Source organism: Jiangella alba (assembly GCF_900106035.1).
In the GTDB taxonomy this organism is placed as follows: Bacteria; Actinomycetota; Actinomycetes; order Jiangellales; family Jiangellaceae; genus Jiangella; species Jiangella alba.
This window is the reverse complement of record NZ_FNUC01000004.1, coordinates 508,745-531,251: the sequence shown is the minus strand read 5'-3', so window position 1 is coordinate 531,251 and position 22,507 is coordinate 508,745. Positions and strand designations below refer to the sequence as shown.

The following is a 22,507-nucleotide window of genomic DNA, read 5'->3' as shown; positions in this document are numbered from 1 at the left end:
GACGTCTGGCCGGTGGGGCGACGACGGTGAGGTGGCCGCCGGCGCGCGTGAGGTTACGGGTGCGAGGCGGCCGGTGTGGGCTGTCGGCCGGCGTGCTGAGGTGATGCGATGACGACGCTGGGGTTGGTGGGGGTGCCGTCGAGTGTGGCGGCGCACTGGCCGGGCCAGGAACAGGCGCCGGCGGCGCTGCGGGCCGCCGGGCTGGTGGAGCGGCTGCGGCAGACCGGCCACGAGGTGCACGATCACGGCGACCGCCCGGTCCGGCGCTGGGCCGCGCACCCGGCGGACGGCGAGCCGAACAACCTCGGCGGCGTGGTCGAGGTGCTCGACGACACCCGCAGGGCCGTCGCCGCCGTCATCGAGGCCGGCGAGACACCGGTCGTCGTCGGGGGAGAGTGCACGCTGACCATCGCCGTCGTCAGCGCGTTCGCCACCGCCGGGCAGGACGTCGGGCTCGTGTACGTCGACGGCGGGCAGGATCTCCAGACGCCGGCCGACCACCCGCACGAACTGATCGCCGACGGCATGGGCGTCGCGCACCTGCTCGACCTCCCCGGCACCGCGCCCGCGCTGAGCGGCTTCGGTCCGCGCCGTCCGCTGCTCACCGCCGACCAGGTCTGCTTCTTCGGCTACGCCGACCACGACGAGGACGTGCACGGGCGCGTGCCCAGCTGGCGGTTCCCCGTCGCGTCGGTCGCGCCCGACCCGCCCGCCGCCGCCCGGCTCGCGCTCGCCGCCGTCGCGTCGGTGACCAGCCGGTTCGTCGTTCACCTCGACGTCGACGTCGTCAACTTCCTCGACCTCCCGGCGGCCGACGTGCCGCAGTACCGCGGCCTCACGCTGGCGCAGGTGACCAGCGCGGTGACGGTGATGGTGGGCCACCCCGGGTTCGCCGGTCTGGTGCTCACCGAGTTCAACCCCGACCACGGCGAACCCGACGGCTCCACGGCCGGGCGCCTGGCCGAGGCAGTCGCCGCGGTGTTCACGCCGGCGCGCTGAGCCGCGACTCCACCCGCGCCAGCACCCGCCGCTGCGCCTCGTTCAGCACGTCGCCGGTGTACGCCGACAGCAGCGGCGCCACCGCATCGAGATCGAGATCGTCGTCGCCCGCGGCCTGGAACTCCGCCACGATGGGCGCGACCATGGCCGCGAGGTCGTCGGCCAGCCGCTCGATCTCCGCGTCGTCGCTGCCGGGCCCGAGCTCGTCCATGCGCGCGTAGAGCTTCCGGCTCGCCGCCATGACCCCCGGGTCGGTCATCCGCTCGTACAGCTGGGCCAGCCGCGGCAGCCGCTCCTCGCCCACGAGATGCGCGACGAGAATCGTCTGCTCGCGGTCGACCCGGGCCAGCGTGGCCGGGGCGTCGGCGTCGGCCCACGCCGCGAAGTGACGGGCCAGCTCGTGCGGCAGGTCGGGCGCGCCGCGGTCGCGGCGCAGCTCTGCCACGACGGCCCGGCGTGCCTCCAGCCGCTGGATCTGCGCCGCCAGCTCGTCGTCGAGCTGATCGAGCAGTTCGACGGCCTCGGCGTCGGGCTGGTCGAGGAGATCCGGCAGCGCGGCCAGCGGGAAGCCGAGCGCCGTCAGCCGCTTGATCCGCAGCAGCCGGATCAAGTGGTGCACGTCGTACCTGCGGTACCCGTTGGCCGACCGCGGCGGCTCGTCGAGCACCCCGACCTGGTGGTAGTGCCGCAACGCGCGGACGGTGACGCCGGCCAGCGCGGCCAGCTCGCTACTGCGCACTCATGGACACCTCCTCGGACGGCGCGCTCGTGGAATCAACGGTACGCAGCGCCTGTGAACGCAGTGTGACGATCGCCGCCACCAGCCACACCGCGGCCACCGCGACCGCCGCCACCCGCACGGAGCCGTACTCGGTGAGCACCGCCGCGAGCATGATCCCGGCCGGCGGCGCGGCCGTCGTGATGGCGTTCTGCGTGCCCATGACGCGGCCGCGGAACGCCTCGGGCACCCGCTCGATCATGAGGACGCCGAGCAGGCTGCCGGACACTCCGCTGAACGCGCCCACCAGGAACGCTCCCGCGAACACCGTCCACGGCGCCACCAGGCCGGCGACGACGGCGAACCCGGCGGTCGTCCCGGCGACACCGGTGAGCAGCCAGAACCGCCGCGACGCTCGCGGCCCGGCCATCGCGTACGTTCCGGCGCCGAGCAGCATGCCCGCGGCGATCGCGGTGAGGACGAACCCGACCTGCTCCGGGCGGCCGGCGTCGAGGAAGTACACCGGCAGGACGAGGCCCTGCAGCGCGGCCAGGACGAACACGGACGTGACGGAGATCAGGGTGACGGTCGTGAGGAACCGCGACCCGGTCAGCACCCGCCAGCCGGCCACGAACTGCCGCCACGACGAGCCCGCGGGCCGGGCGCTCCCGCCGTCGGTCGCCGTGTCGATGACGCCGACCCGATGCGGGATCGCCAGCGTGATCAGCGCCGCACCGAGCGACGTCGCCGCCGTCAGCCACAGCACCGTCGACCCGTCGAACAGCGCCATCAGCGTTCCGGCCGCCGCGGGCCCGGCCAGCAGCGCGACGGCGCCCAGTGCCTCGCGGGCGCCCATGAGCCGTTCCGCGGAGACGCCGCTGTGCCGGACGATCGCCGGCAGCAGCGCGTCGCGCGCCGTCATCCCCGGCACGTCGCCGAGCGAGCCGACGATCCCGAACAGCACGAACCAGCCCAGCTCCAGCCCGCTGACCGCGTCGACGACGGGGAGCGCGGCGACCGCCCCGGCCGAGACCAGGTCCGTGACCACCGACGACGTGCGCCGGTTGATCCGGTCGATCACGACGCCCATGAACAGGCCGGCCAGCACCGCGGGCACCGCCGTCGCCGCGGCCACCCAGCCGGCGCCGAGCGCGCTGCCGGTGGTCTGCAGCACGATCAGCGGCAGCGCGACGCCGGCGACGGAGTTGCCGAGCAGACTCAGCGTGTAGGACGCGAGGTACGCGACCGGGATCAGCCTCATGCGTCCAGCGAAAACTATGACGTCGCGTCGGGGTCAACCCGACGTCGACGCCCGTCCGGGAGAGACTGGGTCCGTGACTGCCGATCCCACGCCGGGCGACCTGATGCGGCGCATCGCGTTCCTGCTCGAGCGGGCCCGCGAACCCACCTACCGGGTGCGCGCCTTCCGCACGGCCGCCGCGACCGTCGACGAGGTGGGGATCGCGGAGTTGGTGGAGCGGGTGGAGGAGGGCACGCTGACCGAGCTGCCCGGCATCGGCAAGGTGACGGCGACGGTCATCAGCGAGGCGCTGGCCGGGGAGGTGCCGGTGTACCTGCGCCGCCTGGAGGCGACCGGCGGCCGGCCGGTCGCGGAGGGCGGCGCGGAGATCCGGGCGGCGCTGCGCGGCGACCTGCACACGCATTCGGACTGGTCCGACGGCGGCAGCCCGATCCCGGAGATGGTCGCGGCCGCCGCCGAGCTGGGCCATGAGTACGTCGCGCTGACGGACCACTCGCCGCGGCTGACCGTCGCGAACGGCCTGTCGGCGGAGCGGCTGAGGCAACAGCTCGACGTCGTCGCGGAGGTGAACAGCCGGAGCAATGGCATCCGCGTCCTCACCGGCATCGAGGTCGACATCAACGAGGACGGCTCGCTGGACCAGAGCGACGAGCTGCTCGGCCGGCTCGACGTCGTCGTGGCGAGCGTGCACTCGAAGCTGCGCATGGCGTCCGACGAGCTGACCGAGCGCATGGTGACGGCCATCGCCAACCCGCACACGGACGTGCTCGGGCACTGCACCGGCCGCCTCATCACGGGCGGGCGCGGCACCCGGCCGGAGTCGACGTTCGACGCGGAGATCGTGTTCGCCGCGTGCGCGCGGTTCGGCGTCGCCGTCGAGATCAACTCGCGGCCGGAGCGGCTGGACCCGCCCAAGCGGCTGCTCCGGCTGGCGGTCGAGGCGGGTTGCTCGTTCGCGCTCGACACCGACGCGCACGCGCCCGGCCAGCTGGACTGGCAGCCGTACGGGTGCGAGCGGGCGGCCGCCTGCGGCGTGCCGATCGAGAAGATCGTCAACACCTGGCCGGTCGACGAGCTGCTGGCCTGGACCCGGCGAGGCTGAGCCGGGGGGTTGACGTCAGAGCCAACTGTTGGCGCTGAGGTCAACCGGCCGGAACAACAGACCTGACGCCCCAGCGCTGGGGTCAGTGCGGACGGCGGACGGCGAGGGCTCCGGCGGCCAGCGCGACGACGGCCATGACGGCGCAGCCCCAGAGGGCGGCGACCGGCCCGTTCGCGTCGACGAGGACGCCGAGCAGGCTGGTCGTGCCGGCTGCGACGCCGACGCTGACGCCGAGCGCCATCCCCGCCGCCAGCCCGGCGTGCCGCGGCAGGCCGTCCTGCGCGACGATGACCAGCGGGTAGAAGATCCCCTCGATCACCAGCCCGATCACGATCAGCAGCACGACGGCCAGCAGCGGCCCGGTCAGCGGCAGCACCGCCGACAGCGGCACCAGCGCGAGCACCGACACCAGCACCACCGGCCGCCGCCCGTGCCGGTCGCCGACCGCGCCGGCCGCGTACGTCCCGACGGCGCCGGCCAGCAGCATGCCGGTGACGGCCGCGCTGCCCAGGCCGACGCCGGCGCCGAGGGTCTCGTCGAACCAGACCGGCGCGAACGCCATCAGCCCGAACAGCACGCCCGCGGCCGCCGTCGCGCCGAGCGTCGCGAACCCGAACGTGCGCCAGTCGTCGGGCAGCTCGACGGAGCCGGCGGCGTCGCCCGGCGCCGCCAGGTCGGACGGCACGCCGCGGCCCAGCAGCAGCGCGCCGACCAGCGGGATGACGGCGACCGCGCCGGCCGCCTCGATGCCGTACGCCGCGCCGAGCGGGACGACCAGCGACGGGCCGAGGGCGAAGCCGATGTTGCCGCCGAGCGCGAAGACGCCCAGTGCGGCGCCGGGGCTGGCGGCGGCCGCGGCGCGGGTCGCGCGGAACGCCTCGGGGTGGAAGATCGCGACGCCGAGGCCGCCGAGCAGCAGCGCGACGGCGATGGCGGCGAACGAGTCGAGCAGGGTCGCGGCCAGCAGCCCGCCGCCGGTCAACGCGAGCCCGAGCGGCTGCAGCCACGCCGCCCGGACGCGGTCGCCGACGACGCCGGCCAGCGGCTGCATGACCGACGACGCGAGGCTGCCGGCCAGCACCAGCAGCCCGGCGTCGGCGTAGGACATGCCGCGCTCGGCGACGAAGAACGGGATCAGCGCGGGGACGGCGGCCTGGAACAGGTCGGCGCCGGCGTGCGCGACGGTGAGCCGGGCGACCTTGCCGCGGTCGACGTCCTGCCCGGGGATGACCCGCTCGAGCAGGGCCGTCATGGCAGTAGCCCGTGCAGCGCGAGGCCGAGGACGGCGTCCGTGGCGCGCTTCGCCGGCCAGCGGTGTTCGCGGCGCAGGTGGCGGTAGGTCTCGCAGACCTGGACGTAGAGGACGGTGGCGGTCTCGTCCGGATCGGTGAAGGGACGCAGCGAGCCGTCCAGCGCGCCGTCGCGCAGCAGCCGGACGATCGGCGCGGTGAACTCGGTGCGGGTGAGCGAGTCGTCGCCGGGATCGTGGTAGATCGCGTTCAGCGTCGGGTCGTCGAGCCCGGCCATGAGATCGGCCCGCTCGTCGGTGATCGCACAGAAGACCTCGAACGCCGCGGTCAGCCGGGTGCGGGCGTCGCCGGGGCCGGCGAGGACGGGGAGCAGCCGCTCGCGCTCCTCGCGGGCCAGCTCGTCGCGCAGCGCGACCAGGATGGCCGCGCGCGTCTCGCCGCGCCGGTACAGCGTGACGCGGGTGATGCCGGCCTCCTTGGCGATGTCGGCCATCGAGGCGCCGCCCAGCTGCTGCCGCTCGGCCAGCCGCTTGGCCGCGGCCAGGACGTCCTGAGACACCGTCGCTTCACTCACGATACAAGGTGTATCACGGTGCAGCTCAGGGCGTCCAGACCTCGGGGGTGTGTCTGACGGAAAAACCGTCAGACACACCCCCGAGCGGCGGTGGATCAGCCGAGCCGGTAGGCCCGGATCACCTCCTGCTCCAGCCGGGTGCCGTCACCCTGGGCGTCGATCCGCAGCGAGACGTGCTCGGCGTCCTTCGGGTGCCGGACGGTGACGGAGTACTCGCCGTCGTCGCCGCTCGCCCGCACCACCGCCGGCCGCCAGGTGGCGCCGTCGTCGTAGGACACCTCGACCCGCACCCGCCGGACCGTCGGCGACTCCGCACCGACCTGCCCGCCGACGGTGAGGTCGAAGCGGAACGTCCGCCCGGACGGCGCCCGGTTCAGCCCGTCCAGCGGCACGTCGTACGACGCGAACAGCAGCGGCAGGAACGCGCAGTTCCGGTGCCCGCGGTCGGTGCACGCGTACTGCACGGGCAGGTCGCCGACGTCGGACGCCGGGGCGGCCGACTGGAACGTCCACGCCGTCGACGACCGCGTCCCGAAGCTCCACGGCGCGTCGGACCAGGCGTCGATCTCCAGCCGGTACTCCGAGTCCGCCGGGACCGCGGCCAGCACGCCACGCCCGGTCCGCCGGCTCACCACCAGCTCGTCGTCGCGGTACAGGCGGGTCGCCGAGTTCTCCCAGCGGGTGTCCCAGGCGCCGTAGTGGCCGTCGCCGGAGTCGGCGAGGTCCTCGATCCAGAAGAACAGCTCGTCGTCGTCGCGGCAGGCCGGGCACGGGATCGCCATCCGGTCCTGCTCGAGCACCTCGCGCCGCGGCGTCGGCACGAACGGCGCGCCGAACCAGGTGTCCTCCAGCTCGTCGCCGGGCTCGAGCGTCCGCAGCCGGTCGCGGGCGTGCCGGGCCAGCGTCACCTCGTCGGTCTCGTAGCCGGAGAGCTGCTTGAACCAGAGCATGTCCGGCGTGGTCAGCACGTACTCCGTCCGCTCCAGCGGCGCCCGGAAGTAGCGGTAGGAGTCGAACGACGACACCTGCCAGGGCGCGAACGACGGGTTGACGTCGGAGACGGTGCGTTCCGGCGCGTCCGCGCGGTAGGTGCTGGTCACGGTGGCGAGGTCGTCGGTCTCGACGACGTGCGCGAGGTCGGTCCCGACCGCGCCGTCCTCGTCGAAGCGCAGGTCGTAGAGGAAGTCGCTGACCGGCGTCGAATGGACGGTGACGGTGCCGCCGCCGCGGGCCAGCAGCGTCTCGGCCTCGCTGAGGTCCAGCGCGGCCGCCGGGATCGGCAGCCCGCGCTCGACCGCGCCGGCGAACGGGTAGCCGTTCCGGCTGTAGAGGAACGCCACCTCGGCGCCCGCCGCCGCGACCGCCCGGATCTGCTCGCTCCACTGCCCGCCGGTCGCCTCGACCAGCGCGATCTTCCCGTCGAGGTCGACGGCGGCCAGCTCGGCCGGGGTCGCGGCGCCGGCGTCGGCGACGTCGTGGCGGAACCGGCCGTCCGGCAGCTTCGGCGCGTAGGTGAAGTACTCCGGCTCGAACGACGCCAGCCCGGCGCCGTCGACGACGAGGTCCGGCTCGGCCAGCGAGAACTGCGTGACGAGGTGGAACCCGCCCTCGGTGACCTCCTCGGTCGGCGCCGCGTACACGTCGGTGAACGGCTCGCCGAGCAGGTACCGGTAGTGCATGGCCTCGCCGGCCAGCGGGAACCGCCAGAACTCCAGCTTCGCCGACACGCCCTCGACGGTCCGGCCGACGTCGGCGGTCACCGGGACCGCGGTGCGGCCGTCCAGCACGGCGCTCGCGCCGCCCGGCCCGACCTCGATCTGCGGGTCGCCGGCGAACGTGTACGTGTACCGCTCGCCGTCCAGCTCGCTCATGATGCTCAGCGCGCTGTACGTGCCCGGTGGGACGCGGACGGTCGCCTGGCCGCGTGCGTCCAGGTTCGGGAACGACACGTGCTTGGACGAGTCGTCGACGTTGCCGACCTGGACGGTGGCGCCGCGGTTCGGGTTGCCCTGGCGGTCCAGGACGGTGACGGTCAGCTCGTACACCTCCGGCTCCTTGTTCAGCCCGAGCGGCAGCACGACGCTCACCCCGTCCGGGCCGGTCCCGGTGACGAAGCCGCTGTACAGGCCGGCCGCGCCGAGCGACGGGTCGAGCGTGACGTCGACGGTGGCGGTGCCGCTCGCGGGGACGGTGACCGACGGCGCGCCCAGCGCCAGCATGCCGGCCGGCGCGGGGGTCGTCCCGGCGGTGGCGGCCGCGGTGAGGTCCAGCGTGACCGGCGCCGCCGTGACGTTGTTGAACGTGACGGTGCGGACGATCGGCTCCAGCGCGGTCTGCGGGTAGGGCAGGTAGCCGAAGTTCAGCGGCGCCGGACCGGCGTAGACGCCCTGTGCGACGGCGGTCGCGACGTCGAGGCGGCCGCCGCCCTGCTGGTAGACGGTGAGCCCGTCGCGCGGGATCGCCGTCGACACCAGGGCCGCCTTGACCTGCTCGGGCGTCCAGTCCGGGTGCTGCTGGCGGACGATCGCGGCGGCGCCGGCGACGTGCGGCGTGGCCATCGAGGTGCCGGACGCGCTCGTGTACAGCTCGTCGACCGGCGTGCCCATGGCGGTGCCGGCGGCCCGGGCGGCGACGATGTTCGTGCCGGGCGCGGTGAGGTCGGGCTTGACGGCGTGGTCGCCGACCCGCGGGCCGCGGCCGGACGTCGACGCCAGGTCGTCGGTCTTCGTGACGTTGCCGACGGTGAGCGCGGCGTCGGCGGCGCCCGGGCTGGTCAGCGAGTAGGCGCTGGGCCCGTAGTTGCCGCCGGCGATGACGAACAGCGCGCCGGTCTCGGCGGTCAGCTCGTTCACGGCCTGGCTGAGCGGGTCGGTGCCGTCGGTCGGCCATCCGCCGAGGCTCATGCTGACGACGTCGGCGCCGTTCCGCGCGGCCCACTCCATGCCGGCGATCACCCACGAGTCCTGCCCGTTGCCGCCGTCGTCGAGCACCTTGCCGATCATCAGGTCGGCGCCCGGCGCGACGCCCTGACGAGCGCCGCCGGAGCCCGCGCCGGTGCCGGCGACCGTCGCCGCGACGTGGGTGCCGTGGCCGTGCCCGTCGACCGGGTTGTTCCCACCGGTGAAGTCCTGTTGAACGGTGAGTTGGCCGGCGACATCCGGGTGCGCGGGGTCGATGCCGGTGTCGAGGACGGCGACCGTGCTGCCGGTGCCGTCGAACCCCTGCTCCCAGGCCGCGGGCGCGCCGACCATCGGCACGCTGACGTCGAGGGTCGCGGCCACCGTGCCGTCCAGCCAGACGCCGCCGACGGAGCCGTCGGCCTCGACGGCGTCCCAGAACGTGCCGGCGTCGGCCTTCGCGACCTCGACCGCGGCGCCGTCGATGCTGGGCAGCGGCAGCGTGGCGTCGCTGGCCGGCAGGTTCTCGGCGCGGGCGGCGACAGAGGACGCGGACCGCGCGGCGGCGCCGTCATAGGTGACGATGACCGGCAGCTCGCTCGCCGCGTCGTCGGCGTACCCGCTCTCGATCAGCCGCGTCACGTTGAACAGCTGGTCGTCGACGGTGCCGGCACGGACCTGCGGCGCGACCCGGGCCGGGACGACGTAGGTGTCGCCGTCCAGCTCGTACGCCTCGACCGCGCCGCCGCCCGCGGCGGCGACCGCGACCGACGTCTTCCCGCCGACGGTGGTCATGTCGACGATGTCGCCGGTGACCAGCGTGACCCGGGTGGTGGCCCCGGACGTGTCGCCGGCGGCGGCCGCGGTGTCCGCGTCCGTTTCGGCGGTGCCGGGCGCCGACGTCGCGGGGGCGGTGGCGCCGGCGGTGGCGGCCAGCGCGACGGCCAGTGTGGTGGCGGTCCAGGCGGCCGGTCGTCGTCGGCGGGATCGGGGCACGGGCGCGCTCGGGGGCATCGCGTCGTTCTCTCTCGGCGGGGGCGGGACGAGACGTGGTCCGTCCCAGATGGGCCGGATGTCCGGTCCGGCCAATCTGGCATCGCCGCGGCCCGGCGCGGAAGGACTAGGCGTGGCCGGTAGGCGCCATTGGCGCAAAGATGCCGCTGGTCAGGCCCGGCTGACCGCCTCCCGCTCGGCGAGCAGCGCGGCGCTGAGCACCGAGAGGTCGTCCCCGCCGTGCCCGGCCTCGATGGCCCGCCGCATCTGCGCGAGCGCGGCACGCTGGACGGCGGTGTCGAGGCCGCGCCGCTCCGATGCCGTGACGACGTGCTCGAGGCCGGCGGCGATCGTGCTCAGCTCCGCGATGTCGGCGTCGTAGCGATCCGCGTCCAGCCGGGCGCCGTGCTCGGCCATCGAGGCCTTCAGCAGGCCGGCCATGTCCTCGGCCAGCGGGACGAGGTCCGCGCCGTCGATGCCCTCGGCCTTGGCCAGCGCGAACGCGTGCGTCATGCCGGCGGCCGCCGTCCAGAACAGGTCCAGCAGCGCGACGTCGAAGGCGGCGGCCCGGCTGGGGTCGGCGCCGAGGTGGCGCTGCGTCCCGCCGAGTGCGGCCAGCGTCGCCGCGTGGCGGCGGTAGAGGTCGCCCGGCCCGCTGTAGATCAGCGCGGCGTCCGGCGTGTCGATGGTGATCGTCGGCGTCATGATCGATCCGTCGAGGTAGTCGACGCCGTGATCGGCGGCCCAGGCGGCCATGGCGCGCGCTGCGTCGGGCGTGTCGGCGGTGAGGTTCACGACGGTGCGCCCGCGCAGCGCCGCGGCGGCCGGCTCGAGCAGCTGTCGCGCGGCCGCGTAGTCGACTACGCACACCACGACGAGGCCGGCGCCCGCGACCGCGTCGGCGACGCTCGCGGCCCGCCTCGCGCCGGCCGCCACCAGGGCGTCGCCCTTCGCCGCGGAGCGGTTCCAGACCGTCGTCGGGTGGCCGTGGGCGAGGAAGGCACGGGCGAGCGCCTGCCCCATCTTGCCGAGTCCAAGGACCGTGACCTGCGGAGATGTCGTCATGGCGGGTACGCTAAACCTTCACGCTGACGTGAGAGTCAAGTCGACGGAGGATGCGATGCGGATCGGCGAACTGGCCCGGCGGACCGGCGTGACGGAGCGCGCGCTGCGCTACTACGAGGAGCAGAACCTGCTGCGTCCGGCCCGGCTGCCCAGTGGCTACCGCGACTACGCCCCGTCCGACGTCGATGCGGTGCGGCACGTGCGGTCCCTGCTCGCGGCCGGGCTGCCGAGCCACCTGATCGCCGACCTGCTGCCGTGCATGGTCGACACCGGCGAGGGGCTGATGCCCGGCTGCCGGTCGATGCTGCCGCCGCTGGAGTCCGAGCGCGACCGCCTGACGTCTGCGATCGAGCAGTTGACGACGGCGCGGGCGCAGCTGGTCGCGTTGATCGACCGCACCCCCGACGACGACGCCGAGTACGACGCCTGGGTCGCGGCGCACGGGGCGGCCTGATCCTGTTGACGCGGCCCGAGCCGGTGCGACAGGCTGTGAGCCTGGCGTGGCTCCCGCCTCACCTTCGCCGGCCGGCCCCAGCCCGGCCTCGCACCTGAAGGCAAAGGGACTTCTGATCTCGAGCCGCTCGTCCTGGTCGACCGCCTCGGACGGGATCGCTGGGGGATCACGTGCGAGTGCGTGGGAGGCCAGCGATGACAACCGACCGAAACCTCAAACGACGGGTCCGTGCCCGCGCCGCCAAGACCGGCGAGTCGTACACGGCCGCGCTGCGCAACGTCCGCCCGGAGCCGTCCGCCGACGAGCCACCGAGGGCGGCGCCGCTGCCCATCGCCGTCGCGCAGTCGACCGTCCGCACCGACCCCGCCGACGCCGACGGCCTGCGTGCCAGCGGCGCCGAGGTGCGCCGGCTGATGACGGACGCGGCCGCGGCGGGCGCGCGGCTGGTGCACTTCACCGAGGGGGCGATCTGCTTCCCGGACAAGTACGCCCTCTCCGAACTGGGCCCGGACGAGGCGGGGCCGGCCGACTGGAGCCGGGCCGCGTGGACGGTGCTGGAGGACGAGCTGGGGCAGGTCGCCCGGCTGGCGGATGAGCTGGCGATCTGGACGGTGCTCGCCGCGCCGCACCGACGCCCGGCGCCGTCGCGTCCGCACAACAGCCTGTACGTCGTCTCCGACGAGGGCGCGGTGGTGGCCCGCTACGACGAGCGGACCCTGTCGAACACCAAGCTCAGCTTCCTGTACGAGCCCGGCGCCGCGCCCGTCACCGTCACCGTCGACGGGTACCGGCTCGGGCTCGCGCTCGGGATGGACGTGCACTTCCCGGAGCTGTTCACCGAGTACGAACGCCTCGACGTCGACGGCGTGCTGGTGTCGTACGAGACCGGCGGCGTGCCCGGCCGCGAGACCGTCACGACCGAGGCCCGCGGCTACGCGGCGGCGAACAGCTACTGGATCAGCCTCGCCGTCCCCGCCGACGCGTCGGGCCCGCACGCCGGCATCATCGGCCCGCGCGGCGGCTGGTCCGCCAGTTGCCCGCCCGACGGCACTCCCGCCGTCGCCGTCGCCGGCGTCCACCGCGACGACGAGCTCAGCCCGTACGCCCGCGACTGGCGCCGCCGCACCCGCGACCGCGTCAGTCTCTGACGGCCTCACCGGCGGGGTCTCGCTGCCACTGCGGAACGGCAGCGAGACCTCCGTCGCGGGGCCCTAGCCGTGGAACCGGTAGGAGTACAGGTCGCCGTCGTCGAGGTGGAAGCGCAGCCGGACGGGCGTCCCGGCCAGGGCACTGAGGTCGTGGGCGCCGGACCAGCGGATGCGGTGGTCGGTGCGGTCGCCCATGACCTTGCGGCTCTCCTCCAGCGTGAAGCCGGGGATCGGCTCGCCGTCGGCGTCGAGGATCTCGACCCGCAACGTGCCGCCGGGCGCCAGGGCGGCGTTGACGCTGAGGGCGCGGCCGTCGAACACCAGCGGCCTGGTCGTGACGACACCGGGCTGGTCGCCGCCGTTGGCCAGTGAGGCGAAGCCGTCGACCCGCCAGGTCGCCATGCCGATGGCGGCGCCGCGGTTCGGCGAGCCGTCGTGGAAGCCGTCCCAGCCGGAGTAGTACAGGCGCAGGTCGCGGCCGGTCTGCACCAGGGAGCTGGCGGTGTAGATCATGCCGGCGTCCCACGAGCCCGGGACGCCGCGCGGGATCACGCTGCGGCGGTCGTCGCGCGTCCAGGTCCGCAGATCGTCGCTGAACGCCACCTGCACGTCGACCGGGCCGGAACCGGCCATGCCCGGCGTGCCGCCGCCTGGCTTGTAGATCCACGGGAAACCGACCCAGCCGCCCTGGTACGCGGTGACCGGGAAGCCGTAGATCTGCGCGTTGGTGTGGCCGTCGGCCGTGGCCATGAGCTGGTCGCGCTGGTCGGCGGCGAGCACCAACTCCGGCTCGCTCCACGTCTCGAAGTCGGCGCTGGTGGACAGGAAGGCGTACCGGATGTTCGGGACCGGCCGCAGGTCGGGCTGCTTCCACATGACGCCGAACTCCCCGGTCTCGGGGTCCTGGAAGATGTTGGCGACGTCGGCGCCGGTGCTCACCGGGTTGCACCCGCAGGCGGTCCAGCGGACGCCGTCGGGGGAGAAATAGACCACGTAGCCCTGCTCGTAGTCCATCGCCATCATCTTGTAGCGGCGGGCCGGGTCGTCCTCGAACGGGTCCTTCAGCACCGACGGGCTGTGGATGTTGTCGCCGATGACGATGTTGTTCGCCGTCGAGCCGTCGAATTCGTAGACGCCGAGCTCGGGTTTGTCCCAGGTGCGCCCGTTGCGCGACGTGGCGTACAGGTTCAGGTATTCGCCCAGGTCCCAGTTGTACGAGTGGTACCACATCTTGTACAGCTGCTCGTCCTCGTCGAAGAGCACGCTGCCGTAGAGGTAGACGTTGTTGGCCTCCCACGGCCGGTCCGGGCTGAGGATCGGCTGGTCGGTGAGCTCGCCCTCGTGGACGACGCGGCCGACGTGCGTCAGGGTGTCGACGCGGTCGAGGTCGTGGAAGAGCTGCGTCCGCTGGCCGATCACGGGGTCGTACGGCGGGGGCGGGTTCAGCAGCCGCAGCGCGACGTCGTCGACGTAGCTCGTGCCGGCCGAGCTGTTGGAGCCGTAGACGAGCAGCTTGAGCGTGGTGGCCGCCGCCGGCGCCGTGCCCGCGACCGTGACGCGCTGCCACGTCGCCGACGCCTCGGGCGTCACGTGGGTCTCGCTCACCCGCCGCCCGTTGGCGTCGTAGAACTCCAGGTAGAGCCAGGCCGGCACGCCCGAGACGGTGCGGATCCAGGCCGACGCCTCGTACTCGCCGTCGCGGACGGACTCGACCGGGCTGGACCAGATCGCGATGCCGCTGCCCGGCGGGTCGACGACCTCCAGGCTGCGCTCGCCGGCGTGTGCGTCGCCCTCGACGACGGTGGCCGTCTGGGCGCGGGCGGGATCGAGCCGCCAGCCGGTCGCCCAGCCGTCCCCGTCGACCTCTTCGAAGCCGGCGTTGGGCACCTCGACCTCGACGGGTTCGGCGGCGGCGTCGCTCGTCAGGACGGCAGATGCGGCGCCGAAGGGCCCCGGTGGGGCGGCGCTACCCGGCCCGGCGAGCTCGGCGGGCTCGGCGGGCTCCAGGGCGAGGGTCAGCGCGGCGCCGATGACGGCGGACGCGGCGGCCAGGGCGGCGGGGGCGGACAGTCGTCGAGACAGCCTCATCTGATCACTCCACGGAGATCGGACCGACGTCGCGTTGCGTTGAAGAAAGCGCAAAATGACGTTCCATGTCAATGCCCGTCCACGGCTGGCAGGCCGCTCACCACGTCTGACTCTTGACACGGAACGCTATGCCAGGTTGAGTTCCGCCATTGCGTCAGCGCTCTCTCGAACGGCAGTGCCGCACGGCCACGCATCGAAAGGAGCAGTCATGACCAGACTTCCCCGGAACCGCCGCAAGGGCTTGCTCGGCGCCCTGATCGCGGGTTCGGCCCTCGTCGTCAGCGGCCTTGCCGGGGCGCCCGCCGGCGCCGGACCGGACGACCCCACCCAGCCCGACGTGCTCATCGCGACGCCCGAGGGCGACCAGAAGCCGTTCTTCCCCGAGATCGTGCACCTCGACGACGGCCGGCTGGTCACGGTCTACTACTGGAACAACGAGCACTCCGCCGGCATCCCCGGTGGCGATCACGACGGCCAGGTGCGGTGGACGGAGAGCACGGACGGCGGGACGACGTGGTCCGAGGCGCGGGTGGTGATCGACACCTCGTACGACGACCGTGACGCGCAGATCACCCAGCTTCGCGACGGGACCATCGTGATCACCTGGTTCCAGACCGACTGGACCGGATATCCCGACGCGGCCGCAACGATCCGAGGCACCTACGTGGTGCGCTCCGAGGACGGCGGGCAGACGTGGTCGGAGCCGGCGTTGGTGGAGTCGTCGATGAGCTGCGGGTGCGGTGTGCGCAGCGGCGCGTACCACCTGGGCTGGGCGGCGGAGTCCGGTGAGGTCGTCGAACTGGACGACGGCGACCTGCTGATCCCCCTCTACGGCACGCGCCCGGACGCCACGCTCGGCCGCGCCAGCGTCGTGCGCAGCACCGACGGCGGGCGCACCTGGCCGCTGGAGAACGAGGTCATGCTGCCCGCGGAGCCGGGCGTCGCGCTGTCCGAGACCGAGCTGGCCGTCCTCCCCGGCGGGCACGTGACGGCCGTGATCCGGCCGGGATTCGTCAGCGACTCCTACGACGGCGGCCGCACCTGGAGCGTCGCGAGCAAGGTGCCGTGGAGCATGCAGGCCCCGGACCTGATGACGCTGCCGGGCGGCCGGGTGCTGCTCACCTACGGCGGGCGGGACTACGGCTCGAACGAGCCGGTCGTGGGCCGGCTGCGCCGCCAGAACCAGGCCTGGACCGACACCGACCCCGTCCTGCTGTACATGTCGCAGCAGAACGTGGACCAGGGCGACCCGAGCACCGCCGTCGTGCGCGGCGGCCGGTTCCTGACGGTCAGCTACGACACCAACCTGCACGCCGTGGTCGGCACGTTCAGCTCGCTCGGCGACTACCTCGGCATCCAGACGCCGGAGCCCGAGGCGCCCGCACCGGACGCCGTCCTGGACCTTCCCGCCATGGTCGCCGCAGGCGAGGCCACCTACACGACCGACCTCACCAGCAGCCACCGGAACCACCCGACCGCCCAGCCGGGCGGCGCGGTCGACGGCGTGGCCGAGTACTGGTACTCCTCGCTCGGCCCCGTCGCCACCGCCGAGGCGCCGCGGCAGTTCACCCTCAGCTTCGCCGCGCCGCAGCGGATCTCGTGGATCGGGCTGAACCTCAAGCCCGGCTACGCCGAGACGGCGTCGGTCTACCTCTCGTCCGACGGCGTGACCTGGGGTGACCCCGTCGACGTGCGCACCGGGCACGTCTCCGTGGCCGGCGAGATCGCCTGGGCCGAGATCGATCGCAGCACGGCCCGGCACGTCAAGATCGTCATCACCGCGTCGGACGGAGCGTCGATGCTGGCCGAGCTGAACCTCGCCCGCTGACGAGGAGCGCACCGGGGTGGCCGGCCGCAGCCGGCCACCCCAGCGGTGCGACTCAGCCCGCGGGCGGGATGTTGACGTTGCGGCGGAACAGGTTGCCGGGGTCGTACTGCTGCTTCACCCGCGTGAGCCGGTCCCAGGTGGCGCCCGGGTAGGCCTCGCGCGCCCGCGTCGCGCCGTCCTCGGTGAGGAAGTTGACGTACGCGCCGGGGACGCCGTTCTCGGCGACGGCGGAGGTGTCGAGGACCCACTGCTCGCGCTCGGCCCGGGTGTCGGGGCCGTCGAGGAACGAGGCGATGTTCACCATGAACGCCCGGCCGCGGTGCGCGTACGCCGTGGCGTCGGCGGCGACGCGGTCGACGGCGCCGCCGAGCGGCCGGAACTGCGCGACCCGGATGGGGGCCGGCGCCGTGCGCAGCTGCTCGACGATCTGGGTGACGCGGCCGAGGTCGAGCTCGTCGGCGTACATGGTGCGGGCGGTGGCGGTGGGGTGGTACTCGTCGTCGCCTTCTTCCATGAACATCTCGGCGTAGGTGATGGGCCGGACGAAGTCGGCGATGGGCTCGGCCAGCGCGCGGATGGGCGCCAGCACCTTCTCGCCCTCCTCGGCCGGGCCGGCGTAGCAGACCAGCCCCATGACCACCATGGAGCCGTGGTGCTCGGCCGGGATGAACGGCATCGGCGGCGCCGGCATGACGTTGACGATGACGGACAGCTCCTCGGGCGCCGCGGCCGCCTCGCGGAGGAAGCCGTGGATGACCTCGGGCGTGGCCGGGAGCAGGATCATGCCGCCGACGACGCCGGGCACCTCGTGCAGCTGGTACTTGAACCGGGTGACGACGCCGAAGTTGCCGCCGCCGCCCCGGATGGCCCAGAAGAGGTCGGGGTGGTGGGTGTCGTCGACCTGCAGGATCTCGCCGTCGGCCGTGACGACCTCGGCGGCGAGCACGTTGTCGATGGTCATGCCGTACTTGCGCGACAGAAAGCCGACGCCGCCGCCGGTGGTGATGCCGCCGATGCCGACGGTGCCGGTGTCGCCGAAGCCGACGGCCAGCCCGTGCTCGGCCAGCGCCTTCGTGACGTCGCCCGCCGTCAGGCCGGCCTGCGCCCACACCGTGCGCTCCTCGACGTCGACGGCGATGGCGCGCAGGTGGGCGAGGTCGAGGACGATGCCGCCGTCGACGACGCTGTGGCCGACGGGGCTGTGCCCGCCGCAGCGGACGGAGAGTTCGAGGCCGGTCTCTTGGGCGAGCCTGACGACGGAGGCGACCTCGGCCGGATCGGCCGGGCGGATGACGACGGCGGGCCGGGGGTCGTGGCCGCCGTAGAACAGCGCACGTGCGCCGTCGTAGCCGTCGTCGCCGGGGGCGACGACCTGGCCGGTGAAGCGAGTACGAACTGCGGAGACGTCGAGCGTGGTCATGAGGGCGGTTCTCCTTCGAGGTCACCACGCCGGGGCCGGAAGGTGTGCCCGTGCGGCGTGGAAGACCCATTCAACCCGTGCGCACTGACAGAGTCCGCACGTTTTTCCGCCACGTACCGTCAGCGTTCTGTCAGCGGCCCCGCATAGACAGCCCGCGTCGCCGCTCGCGCCGGTTCGGCCGGGGGCGCGGGTACTGGGTAGCCTGTCCGCGGGGCCTCTAGCTCAATTGGCAGAGCAGCGGACTTTTAATCCGCGGGTTCAGGGTTCGATCCCCTGGGGGCCCACAAACGAGCAGGTCAGCGAATCGACTCAGAGCGACCAACAGCAGAGCCCATGCTTTACCCATGGTTTTCCACCACCGTCGTCTGTAGAGCGTCATCGAGCAGGCCCGCGGCTGTCGGGTTCAGAACACGCCGCGCCATGTAGACATCTTGCGTCATCGACGGTCGCGAGTGCCCGAGCTGATCCGCCACCTGACGCGCGGACTGGCCCGCATCGTCGAGAACGGTCGCCGTCGTCTTACGGAACGCGTGCGACGTGATCCACGCCAAGGCTCCGTCGCCACGCACCTGACGGAGCACCTTCCGAACGTTCGACGGATCGCGCAGTCCACCTACTGTGCTCGCGAAGACCGGCTGATCGAGTCGGACGCCCTCGGCGAACCGGCGACGAAGCATGACGATGCCGAACAGCGGGAGCTGTAGCAGGCGCTCACCGGCACTGGTCTTGGTCTTCTTCCGGATCAGACCGATGCCGGTCAGCCGGATCACGGTGTGCGTCAGCTCGACGGTTCCGGCTTCAAGGTTGATCTGCTCCCACGTCACGGCCAGCGCTTCGCCGATGCGGCAGCCGGTAGCGGAGCATGAACGTGGTGAGGTCGGGCAAGTCCCACCGTATGGCGATGGGCTCAGTGCGGAGCTGGTCGAGCCACATCGTCAGCTCGGCGTCCGTGAGCGCACGAGGCGACTTCTTCGGCTCGGACTCGATGCTGTCGACCTCGCGCGTGGGGTTGACCGACATGACGCCGTAGCGGACGACCAGCTTCATGATCCCGGAGATGATGCTCCGGCAGGTCTTCGCAGTCGCCGCGCCGGACTTCTTCTTGATCTTCCCGATGACCCTGTCCAGCAGCGGCGTCGAGATCTCGCCAAGACGGACCTCCCCGAGCGCCGGCCGCACGTGGTTCTTGATGTGCCGTTCGTAGAGCTCCAACGTGCCTGCGGACCGCTTGCCAGCCTCGACGCGTTCCTTGAACTTCGCGACGTAGAGGTCGATCGCTTCGGCGAAGCGGTGCAATGCTGTGAGTTCGCCTGTGCGGCCGGCCTTGGACCGTTCGCTGAGCCTCTGCCGCAGGGCGTTGGCGGCCGCCGTCGGAGTCTTGGCGTGGGCCTCGACCGGCCTCGTGTGACCGTCGAAGTCGCGGAACTGAGCGATGGCACGGTGCCGGATCGGCTTCCCCTTGTCGTCGACCTTGTCGACGTAGGTGCGGATCTTGCCCCACGTGCCGATCGGCAGCGGTGCGCGGCCCATCACGCAGCCTCGATCTGCGCCGCAAACCACGCCTCGACATCAGCGCGCACGTACCGCAACCCACGACCCACACGAGCGGCCGGCACGAGCGAACAGCTCGCCCAGCTAATGTCCGGAGTCAAGCTCCTGATGCTCGACTTCGACGGCCCCATCTGTAGCGTCTTCGCCGGCCTCCCGGCGAGGGCTGTTGCCGATCGGCTTCGACGATCACTCCGTCAACTGGGCGTGGAGATCGGGCCAGAGCTCGCAGACGACAACGACCCACTGTCGATCTACCATCACAGCAAAGCCCTAGGTCTCGTGATCACGAAGCAGATCTCCGACGACCTAGTGGCCTCAGAAGTGGAATCCGCCGCCTCGGCCGACCCGACACCTGGAGCCGTCGATGTCATGCTGGCCGCGCGTCGAAGTGGGCGCCAGGTCGCGGTGGTCAGCAACAACTCCGCGGCGGCTGTCGAGGCGTACGCGGATCGGCACGGCTTGATGGAGTTCATCGATCACATCGCCGCACGACGTACGCCGGATCCGAGGTTGATGAAGCCCGACCCGTTCTATCTTGTTGAAGCCGCGTCAGCCCTCGACGTGGTGCCAGCTGAGTGCGTCCTCGTGGGTGACTCGGTGACTGACATTGAGGCGGGCCGAAACGCCGGTGTACCCGCCATCGGATACGCGAACAAAGTCGGCAAGGACGCGCGCCTCAAAAAAGCAGGCGCTTCCACCGTCATTTACGCGATGAGCGACCTTGTGCCCGCCTTGCAGCACATATAAACGGTTCCTAACGACGTCGACTATCTCGCTTCTCTCTGCTCAAGCAGCGCAATAATCCGATCAAGTGGGGCATTAAAGAGTGAATCAATGCGAGAAGCGCGAACGAGCCTTAGTCGTGAGCCGGATATAAGATAGTTGTTCAAAGAGTCTGACCAGAAGCTCGACGCGGCTTTGTCCTCTAGCAGCTCGGGTATCGTTGGTCCGCCATGCTCAACTACGGACTCCAGTAGCTCAAGTTCGGTAATGTCAATAACTTCAACTGGAGCGACGTCGTGGCCGTCAAATAGCCGCCTCGTCCGAACTCGGTCGCGAATCTCAGCCAGCAAGACTGGGTTGGTGGGAAAGCCTTCCGTAAATACCACCACGGGATAGAAGCGAAGCCGTTCTCGTGTAGGCCCAGCCGCGTGCTCGACCAGGCGATGTGCTCCGTCAGAGATATTCACTATGGTGGACGAAATCTGCTCAAGCTCTTCAAGCACGATATCGATCTGCTGTTCGAGGTCGTCGGTATTCTCACCGTGCACGACGCCGCGCAGCGGTATGCGAGACGTCAACTCAAAAACCACCCACGAAGTGCCGAAGTCAACCGCAGCGTCGGCAATCTGCCCTTCTGGAAAGGCGCTGCGCAACTCAGCCTCGACATAGAGGCGCTTGTTAACCCCTTCATGCGGATACATTTCCTGGAGAATTTCCAGCGCGTAATCCTCAGTAACGCGGGCAAGACCATGCCTGGTAGCGGTGCCCGCCTCTGCCAGGTCATAGACCGGCGCCCAACCGAGGCACCGACGTAGCAAGAGTGCTGGGTCCATGACTATTAGCGAGTCATCTGTATCACGAAGCACGGGATATCGTTCGAATGTGTCAAAGTTCCATGCGAATGAGGATGGCGCAATCTCCACATTCACTGAAGCCTCGGCGTCAACTATCGAGACCGATATTAGGTCGAGGATCCGTGTCATCGTTTGCTCGTCAATCCCAAGACTTGATAGATATGCCCGCTGCACTGTGGGCCGCTTGCTTGCGTAAGCGCTTGCCCATAGAGCTATGGCCACCCTAGCCTGAGCCTCGATGGGAAAGCCCTGAGTCCGCTCGAAAGCCTCGGCCGCTCGAAAAGCACTTCTACGGCGGGGATTAGCCCAACGCCGTTCATATAGCGCAAGAATGTTAGTAACATCGTCTAGCATTCTATTAAACCATGTGTTCGCTGATAGCTCCAAGCACTGCGAGAGCGAAGCCCTTTCCGTGTCGGAGTCGCCGTCGGCTCTAGCTGCGCTCGTGCTTTCCAGGAGGTCGTGTATGCCGATAACCAGCACGCCAAACCAGTTGGCCGCGAGAGGATCCATACGTTGAGGCTCGGGCTGGGCATACGCCAAAGCCAGTTTTGCCAGCACAAGCGCCCCCTGGGGTGTTAAGAGGACGCGACCCTGCCGCAGCAAGTTCATGGCGCGTTCGCGAGGGCCATCGTTGAGCGACTCTAGGAGCAATGAGTTCCAGTTGTCCAAATGCTTTGGATCGGCACGATAGTTAGCCATGAAGAGTGCGCACGTGCGAATCAGTGCGCTCTTTGAGAAACGCGATATTGCGGCGGTGGTTTGTTCGGCATTCACTCGGCCATTAGACAGCTCTCGGAGCGTTACGTATACGGCAACAAGGTCCATTGGCGCCGTACTCGTCGCGACCTTCTCGGGGACATATAGGCCGCTCAGAAGGCGCTTAAACTGGCCAAGCGCGCGCACCGTCGAGCCCGCAATGTACTTGCGGCCGTCAGCAACCGCAAGGTACGTGCGCAGTTCCTCCGGCTCATGAGCCCCAAAGAGTCGCCGAAGTCGTTCGGCCTCGTCGCGCGGCATTGAAGTCGCTCCCCCACCGATCCCAAGCGTTCAGACTCGACATCGTTGCATCTGGGGCGGACACTACGTCTCGATCGTCTGCGTGCGATGCGATGGTTGCGGAGCTCCGCACCTCCCGGTGGTCTTCGTTAGCGTCTGGAGGCCCACGGCCTATGTGCTGGCTCCACTGGTCAACCAATCGTTGGCGCTCGGTGACCCACGGCAAGCCATCGCATTCTCGCAGGCCGCCGTGCGATCGGCCGGCGGCGCAGTCTCGCAAGTGTCGAGTGGGTTTGGCTGGCGTGTGAGGCTTCGCGGCGTGGGTACTGCGGCTCTATGGCTCGTCATCGCAGGTCGAGGGTCCGGCTGTCGCCGGATGGGGCGCAGGCCATCGCCCAGGCCTTCGATGCGTACGTGCGCGAGCACAAGATACGGCCTACCGAGAACCCCCGCAGCGTTCTGCGCATGGCTAGACGGCCGTGCTCAAACAACGTCGGCGGCGGCTCCGGGGTGGTAGGCAGTGAGGCTTGGCCCGGCGTTCTGAGGTTCGGCGTGGTGGTCCGTTCGTGCGCGAGTGCGACGA

General features: G+C 71.2%; 17 protein-coding genes and 1 tRNA gene. 7 read left to right on the top strand and 11 right to left on the bottom strand.

Annotated elements, in window-relative coordinates; all coding sequences use genetic code 11:
* Positions 1-108: 108 nt before the first annotated feature.
* Positions 109-999, top strand: coding sequence for an arginase family protein (locus BLV02_RS20240; protein WP_069109864.1), 891 nt, complete (start codon positions 109-111; stop codon positions 997-999).
* On the opposite strand, the gene BLV02_RS20235 is transcribed toward BLV02_RS20240, so the two are convergent.
* Positions 983-1,738 carry a MerR family transcriptional regulator gene (locus BLV02_RS20235; protein ID WP_069109863.1) on the bottom strand — a complete coding sequence of 252 codons (756 nt, stop codon included), beginning with the start codon at positions 1,736-1,738 and terminating at the stop codon, positions 983-985. The two genes, BLV02_RS20240 and BLV02_RS20235, sit on opposite strands and share 17 nt — an antisense overlap.
* Entirely contained in the window at positions 1,728-2,978 is a 1,251-nt protein-coding gene (locus tag BLV02_RS20230) for an MFS transporter (protein ID WP_069109862.1), read from the bottom strand. The genes BLV02_RS20235 and BLV02_RS20230 overlap by 11 nt, the downstream gene beginning before the upstream one ends.
* A gap of 103 nt (positions 2,979-3,081) precedes the next feature.
* Here BLV02_RS20230 and BLV02_RS20225 point away from each other — a divergent pair, with 103 nt between their 5' ends.
* On the top strand, positions 3,082-4,080 hold the full coding sequence (locus BLV02_RS20225) for a PHP domain-containing protein (RefSeq protein ID WP_069110246.1): 999 nt from the start codon (positions 3,082-3,084) through the stop codon (positions 4,078-4,080).
* Positions 4,081-4,162: 82 nt separating this feature from the next.
* Here BLV02_RS20225 and BLV02_RS20220 read toward each other — a convergent pair whose 3' ends face one another.
* The 4 genes from BLV02_RS20220 to BLV02_RS20205 form a co-directional block, all read right to left on the bottom strand.
* Complete coding sequence (locus BLV02_RS20220) at positions 4,163-5,332, bottom strand: MFS transporter (protein ID WP_069109861.1); 1,170 nt, start codon at positions 5,330-5,332, stop codon at positions 4,163-4,165.
* Positions 5,329-5,904: a TetR/AcrR family transcriptional regulator gene (locus BLV02_RS20215; protein ID WP_216094037.1), complete on the bottom strand. Its 576-nt coding sequence runs from the start codon at positions 5,902-5,904 to the stop codon at positions 5,329-5,331. Before BLV02_RS20215 ends, BLV02_RS20220 begins: the two co-directional genes overlap by 4 nt.
* Positions 5,905-5,999: 95 nt before the next feature.
* Positions 6,000-9,797 (bottom strand): S8 family serine peptidase, encoded by a 3,798-nt coding sequence (locus BLV02_RS20210; RefSeq protein ID WP_069109859.1) that lies wholly within the window; start codon positions 9,795-9,797, stop codon positions 6,000-6,002.
* A gap of 168 nt (positions 9,798-9,965) precedes the next feature.
* Positions 9,966-10,859 carry an NAD(P)-dependent oxidoreductase gene (locus tag BLV02_RS20205; RefSeq protein WP_069109858.1) on the bottom strand — a complete coding sequence of 298 codons (894 nt, stop codon included), beginning with the start codon at positions 10,857-10,859 and terminating at the stop codon, positions 9,966-9,968.
* 55 nt (positions 10,860-10,914) lie between these two features.
* On the opposite strand from BLV02_RS20205, the gene BLV02_RS20200 reads away from it, so the two are divergent.
* Together BLV02_RS20200 and BLV02_RS20195 are read left to right on the top strand one after the other, a co-directional pair.
* The gene (locus BLV02_RS20200; protein ID WP_069109857.1) at positions 10,915-11,313 is read left to right on the top strand and encodes a MerR family transcriptional regulator; all 399 of its coding nucleotides are present in this window, start codon (positions 10,915-10,917) and stop codon (positions 11,311-11,313) included.
* Positions 11,314-11,507: 194 nt separating this feature from the next.
* On the top strand, positions 11,508-12,461 hold the full coding sequence (locus BLV02_RS20195) for a carbon-nitrogen hydrolase family protein (protein WP_069109856.1): 954 nt from the start codon (positions 11,508-11,510) through the stop codon (positions 12,459-12,461).
* Positions 12,462-12,524: 63 nt separating this feature from the next.
* Here BLV02_RS20195 and BLV02_RS20190 read toward each other — a convergent pair whose 3' ends face one another.
* Entirely contained in the window at positions 12,525-14,549 is a 2,025-nt protein-coding gene (locus tag BLV02_RS20190; RefSeq protein ID WP_069109855.1) for a hypothetical protein, read from the bottom strand.
* A gap of 208 nt (positions 14,550-14,757) precedes the next feature.
* Here BLV02_RS20190 and BLV02_RS20185 point away from each other — a divergent pair, with 208 nt between their 5' ends.
* Positions 14,758-16,377 carry an exo-alpha-sialidase gene (locus tag BLV02_RS20185; RefSeq protein WP_171906666.1) on the top strand — a complete coding sequence of 540 codons (1,620 nt, stop codon included), beginning with the start codon at positions 14,758-14,760 and terminating at the stop codon, positions 16,375-16,377.
* Between the two features lie 52 nt (positions 16,378-16,429).
* Here BLV02_RS20185 and BLV02_RS20180 read toward each other — a convergent pair whose 3' ends face one another.
* Positions 16,430-17,797, bottom strand: a complete 1,368-nt coding sequence (locus BLV02_RS20180) for an FAD-binding oxidoreductase (RefSeq protein WP_069109853.1) — start codon at positions 17,795-17,797, stop codon at positions 16,430-16,432.
* A gap of 211 nt (positions 17,798-18,008) precedes the next feature.
* Between BLV02_RS20180 and BLV02_RS20175 the strand changes: the two genes are divergently transcribed.
* Positions 18,009-18,081 (top strand) — tRNA-Lys (locus tag BLV02_RS20175).
* A 54-nt stretch (positions 18,082-18,135) separates the two neighbouring features.
* On the opposite strand, the gene BLV02_RS37240 is transcribed toward BLV02_RS20175, so the two are convergent.
* Both BLV02_RS37240 and BLV02_RS37235 read right to left on the bottom strand, forming a co-directional pair.
* Positions 18,136-18,621, bottom strand: coding sequence for a tyrosine-type recombinase/integrase (locus tag BLV02_RS37240; protein WP_216094036.1), 486 nt, complete (start codon positions 18,619-18,621; stop codon positions 18,136-18,138).
* On the bottom strand, positions 18,596-19,327 hold the full coding sequence (locus tag BLV02_RS37235; protein ID WP_425432596.1) for a phage integrase central domain-containing protein: 732 nt from the start codon (positions 19,325-19,327) through the stop codon (positions 18,596-18,598). Before BLV02_RS37235 ends, BLV02_RS37240 begins: the two co-directional genes overlap by 26 nt.
* A 129-nt stretch (positions 19,328-19,456) precedes the next feature.
* Between BLV02_RS37235 and BLV02_RS20165 the strand changes: the two genes are divergently transcribed.
* Positions 19,457-20,095: an HAD family hydrolase gene (locus BLV02_RS20165; protein ID WP_171906665.1), complete on the top strand. Its 639-nt coding sequence runs from the start codon at positions 19,457-19,459 to the stop codon at positions 20,093-20,095.
* A gap of 20 nt (positions 20,096-20,115) precedes the next feature.
* Here the strand turns inward: BLV02_RS20165 and BLV02_RS35765 are convergent, their stop codons facing one another.
* Positions 20,116-21,945, bottom strand: coding sequence for a hypothetical protein (locus BLV02_RS35765; protein ID WP_141711418.1), 1,830 nt, complete (start codon positions 21,943-21,945; stop codon positions 20,116-20,118).
* Positions 21,946-22,507 lie beyond the last annotated feature (562 nt).

What these genes read in the sequence shown, in the direction of transcription:
- BLV02_RS20240 (WP_069109864.1), top strand. Translation starts at nt 109, where the DNA reads ATGACGACGCTGGGGTTGGTGGGGGTGCCGTCGAGTGTGGCGGCGCAC.
- BLV02_RS20230 (WP_069109862.1), bottom strand. Translation starts at nt 2,978, where the DNA reads ATGAGGCTGATCCCGGTCGCGTACCTCGCGTCCTACACGCTGAGTCTG.
- BLV02_RS20225 (WP_069110246.1), top strand. Translation starts at nt 3,082, where the DNA reads ATGCGGCGCATCGCGTTCCTGCTCGAGCGGGCCCGCGAACCCACCTAC.
- BLV02_RS20220 (WP_069109861.1), bottom strand. Translation starts at nt 5,332, where the DNA reads ATGACGGCCCTGCTCGAGCGGGTCATCCCCGGGCAGGACGTCGACCGC.
- BLV02_RS20205 (WP_069109858.1), bottom strand. Translation starts at nt 10,859, where the DNA reads ATGACGACATCTCCGCAGGTCACGGTCCTTGGACTCGGCAAGATGGGG.
- BLV02_RS20200 (WP_069109857.1), top strand. Translation starts at nt 10,915, where the DNA reads ATGCGGATCGGCGAACTGGCCCGGCGGACCGGCGTGACGGAGCGCGCG.
- BLV02_RS20195 (WP_069109856.1), top strand. Translation starts at nt 11,508, where the DNA reads ATGACAACCGACCGAAACCTCAAACGACGGGTCCGTGCCCGCGCCGCC.
- BLV02_RS20190 (WP_069109855.1), bottom strand. Translation starts at nt 14,549, where the DNA reads ATGAGGCTGTCTCGACGACTGTCCGCCCCCGCCGCCCTGGCCGCCGCG.
- BLV02_RS20185 (WP_171906666.1), top strand. Translation starts at nt 14,758, where the DNA reads ATGACCAGACTTCCCCGGAACCGCCGCAAGGGCTTGCTCGGCGCCCTG.
- BLV02_RS20180 (WP_069109853.1), bottom strand. Translation starts at nt 17,797, where the DNA reads ATGACCACGCTCGACGTCTCCGCAGTTCGTACTCGCTTCACCGGCCAG.
- BLV02_RS37235 (WP_425432596.1), bottom strand. Translation starts at nt 19,327, where the DNA reads ATGGGCCGCGCACCGCTGCCGATCGGCACGTGGGGCAAGATCCGCACC.
- BLV02_RS20165 (WP_171906665.1), top strand. Translation starts at nt 19,457, where the DNA reads ATGCTCGACTTCGACGGCCCCATCTGTAGCGTCTTCGCCGGCCTCCCG.
- BLV02_RS35765 (WP_141711418.1), bottom strand. Translation starts at nt 21,945, where the DNA reads ATGCCGCGCGACGAGGCCGAACGACTTCGGCGACTCTTTGGGGCTCAT.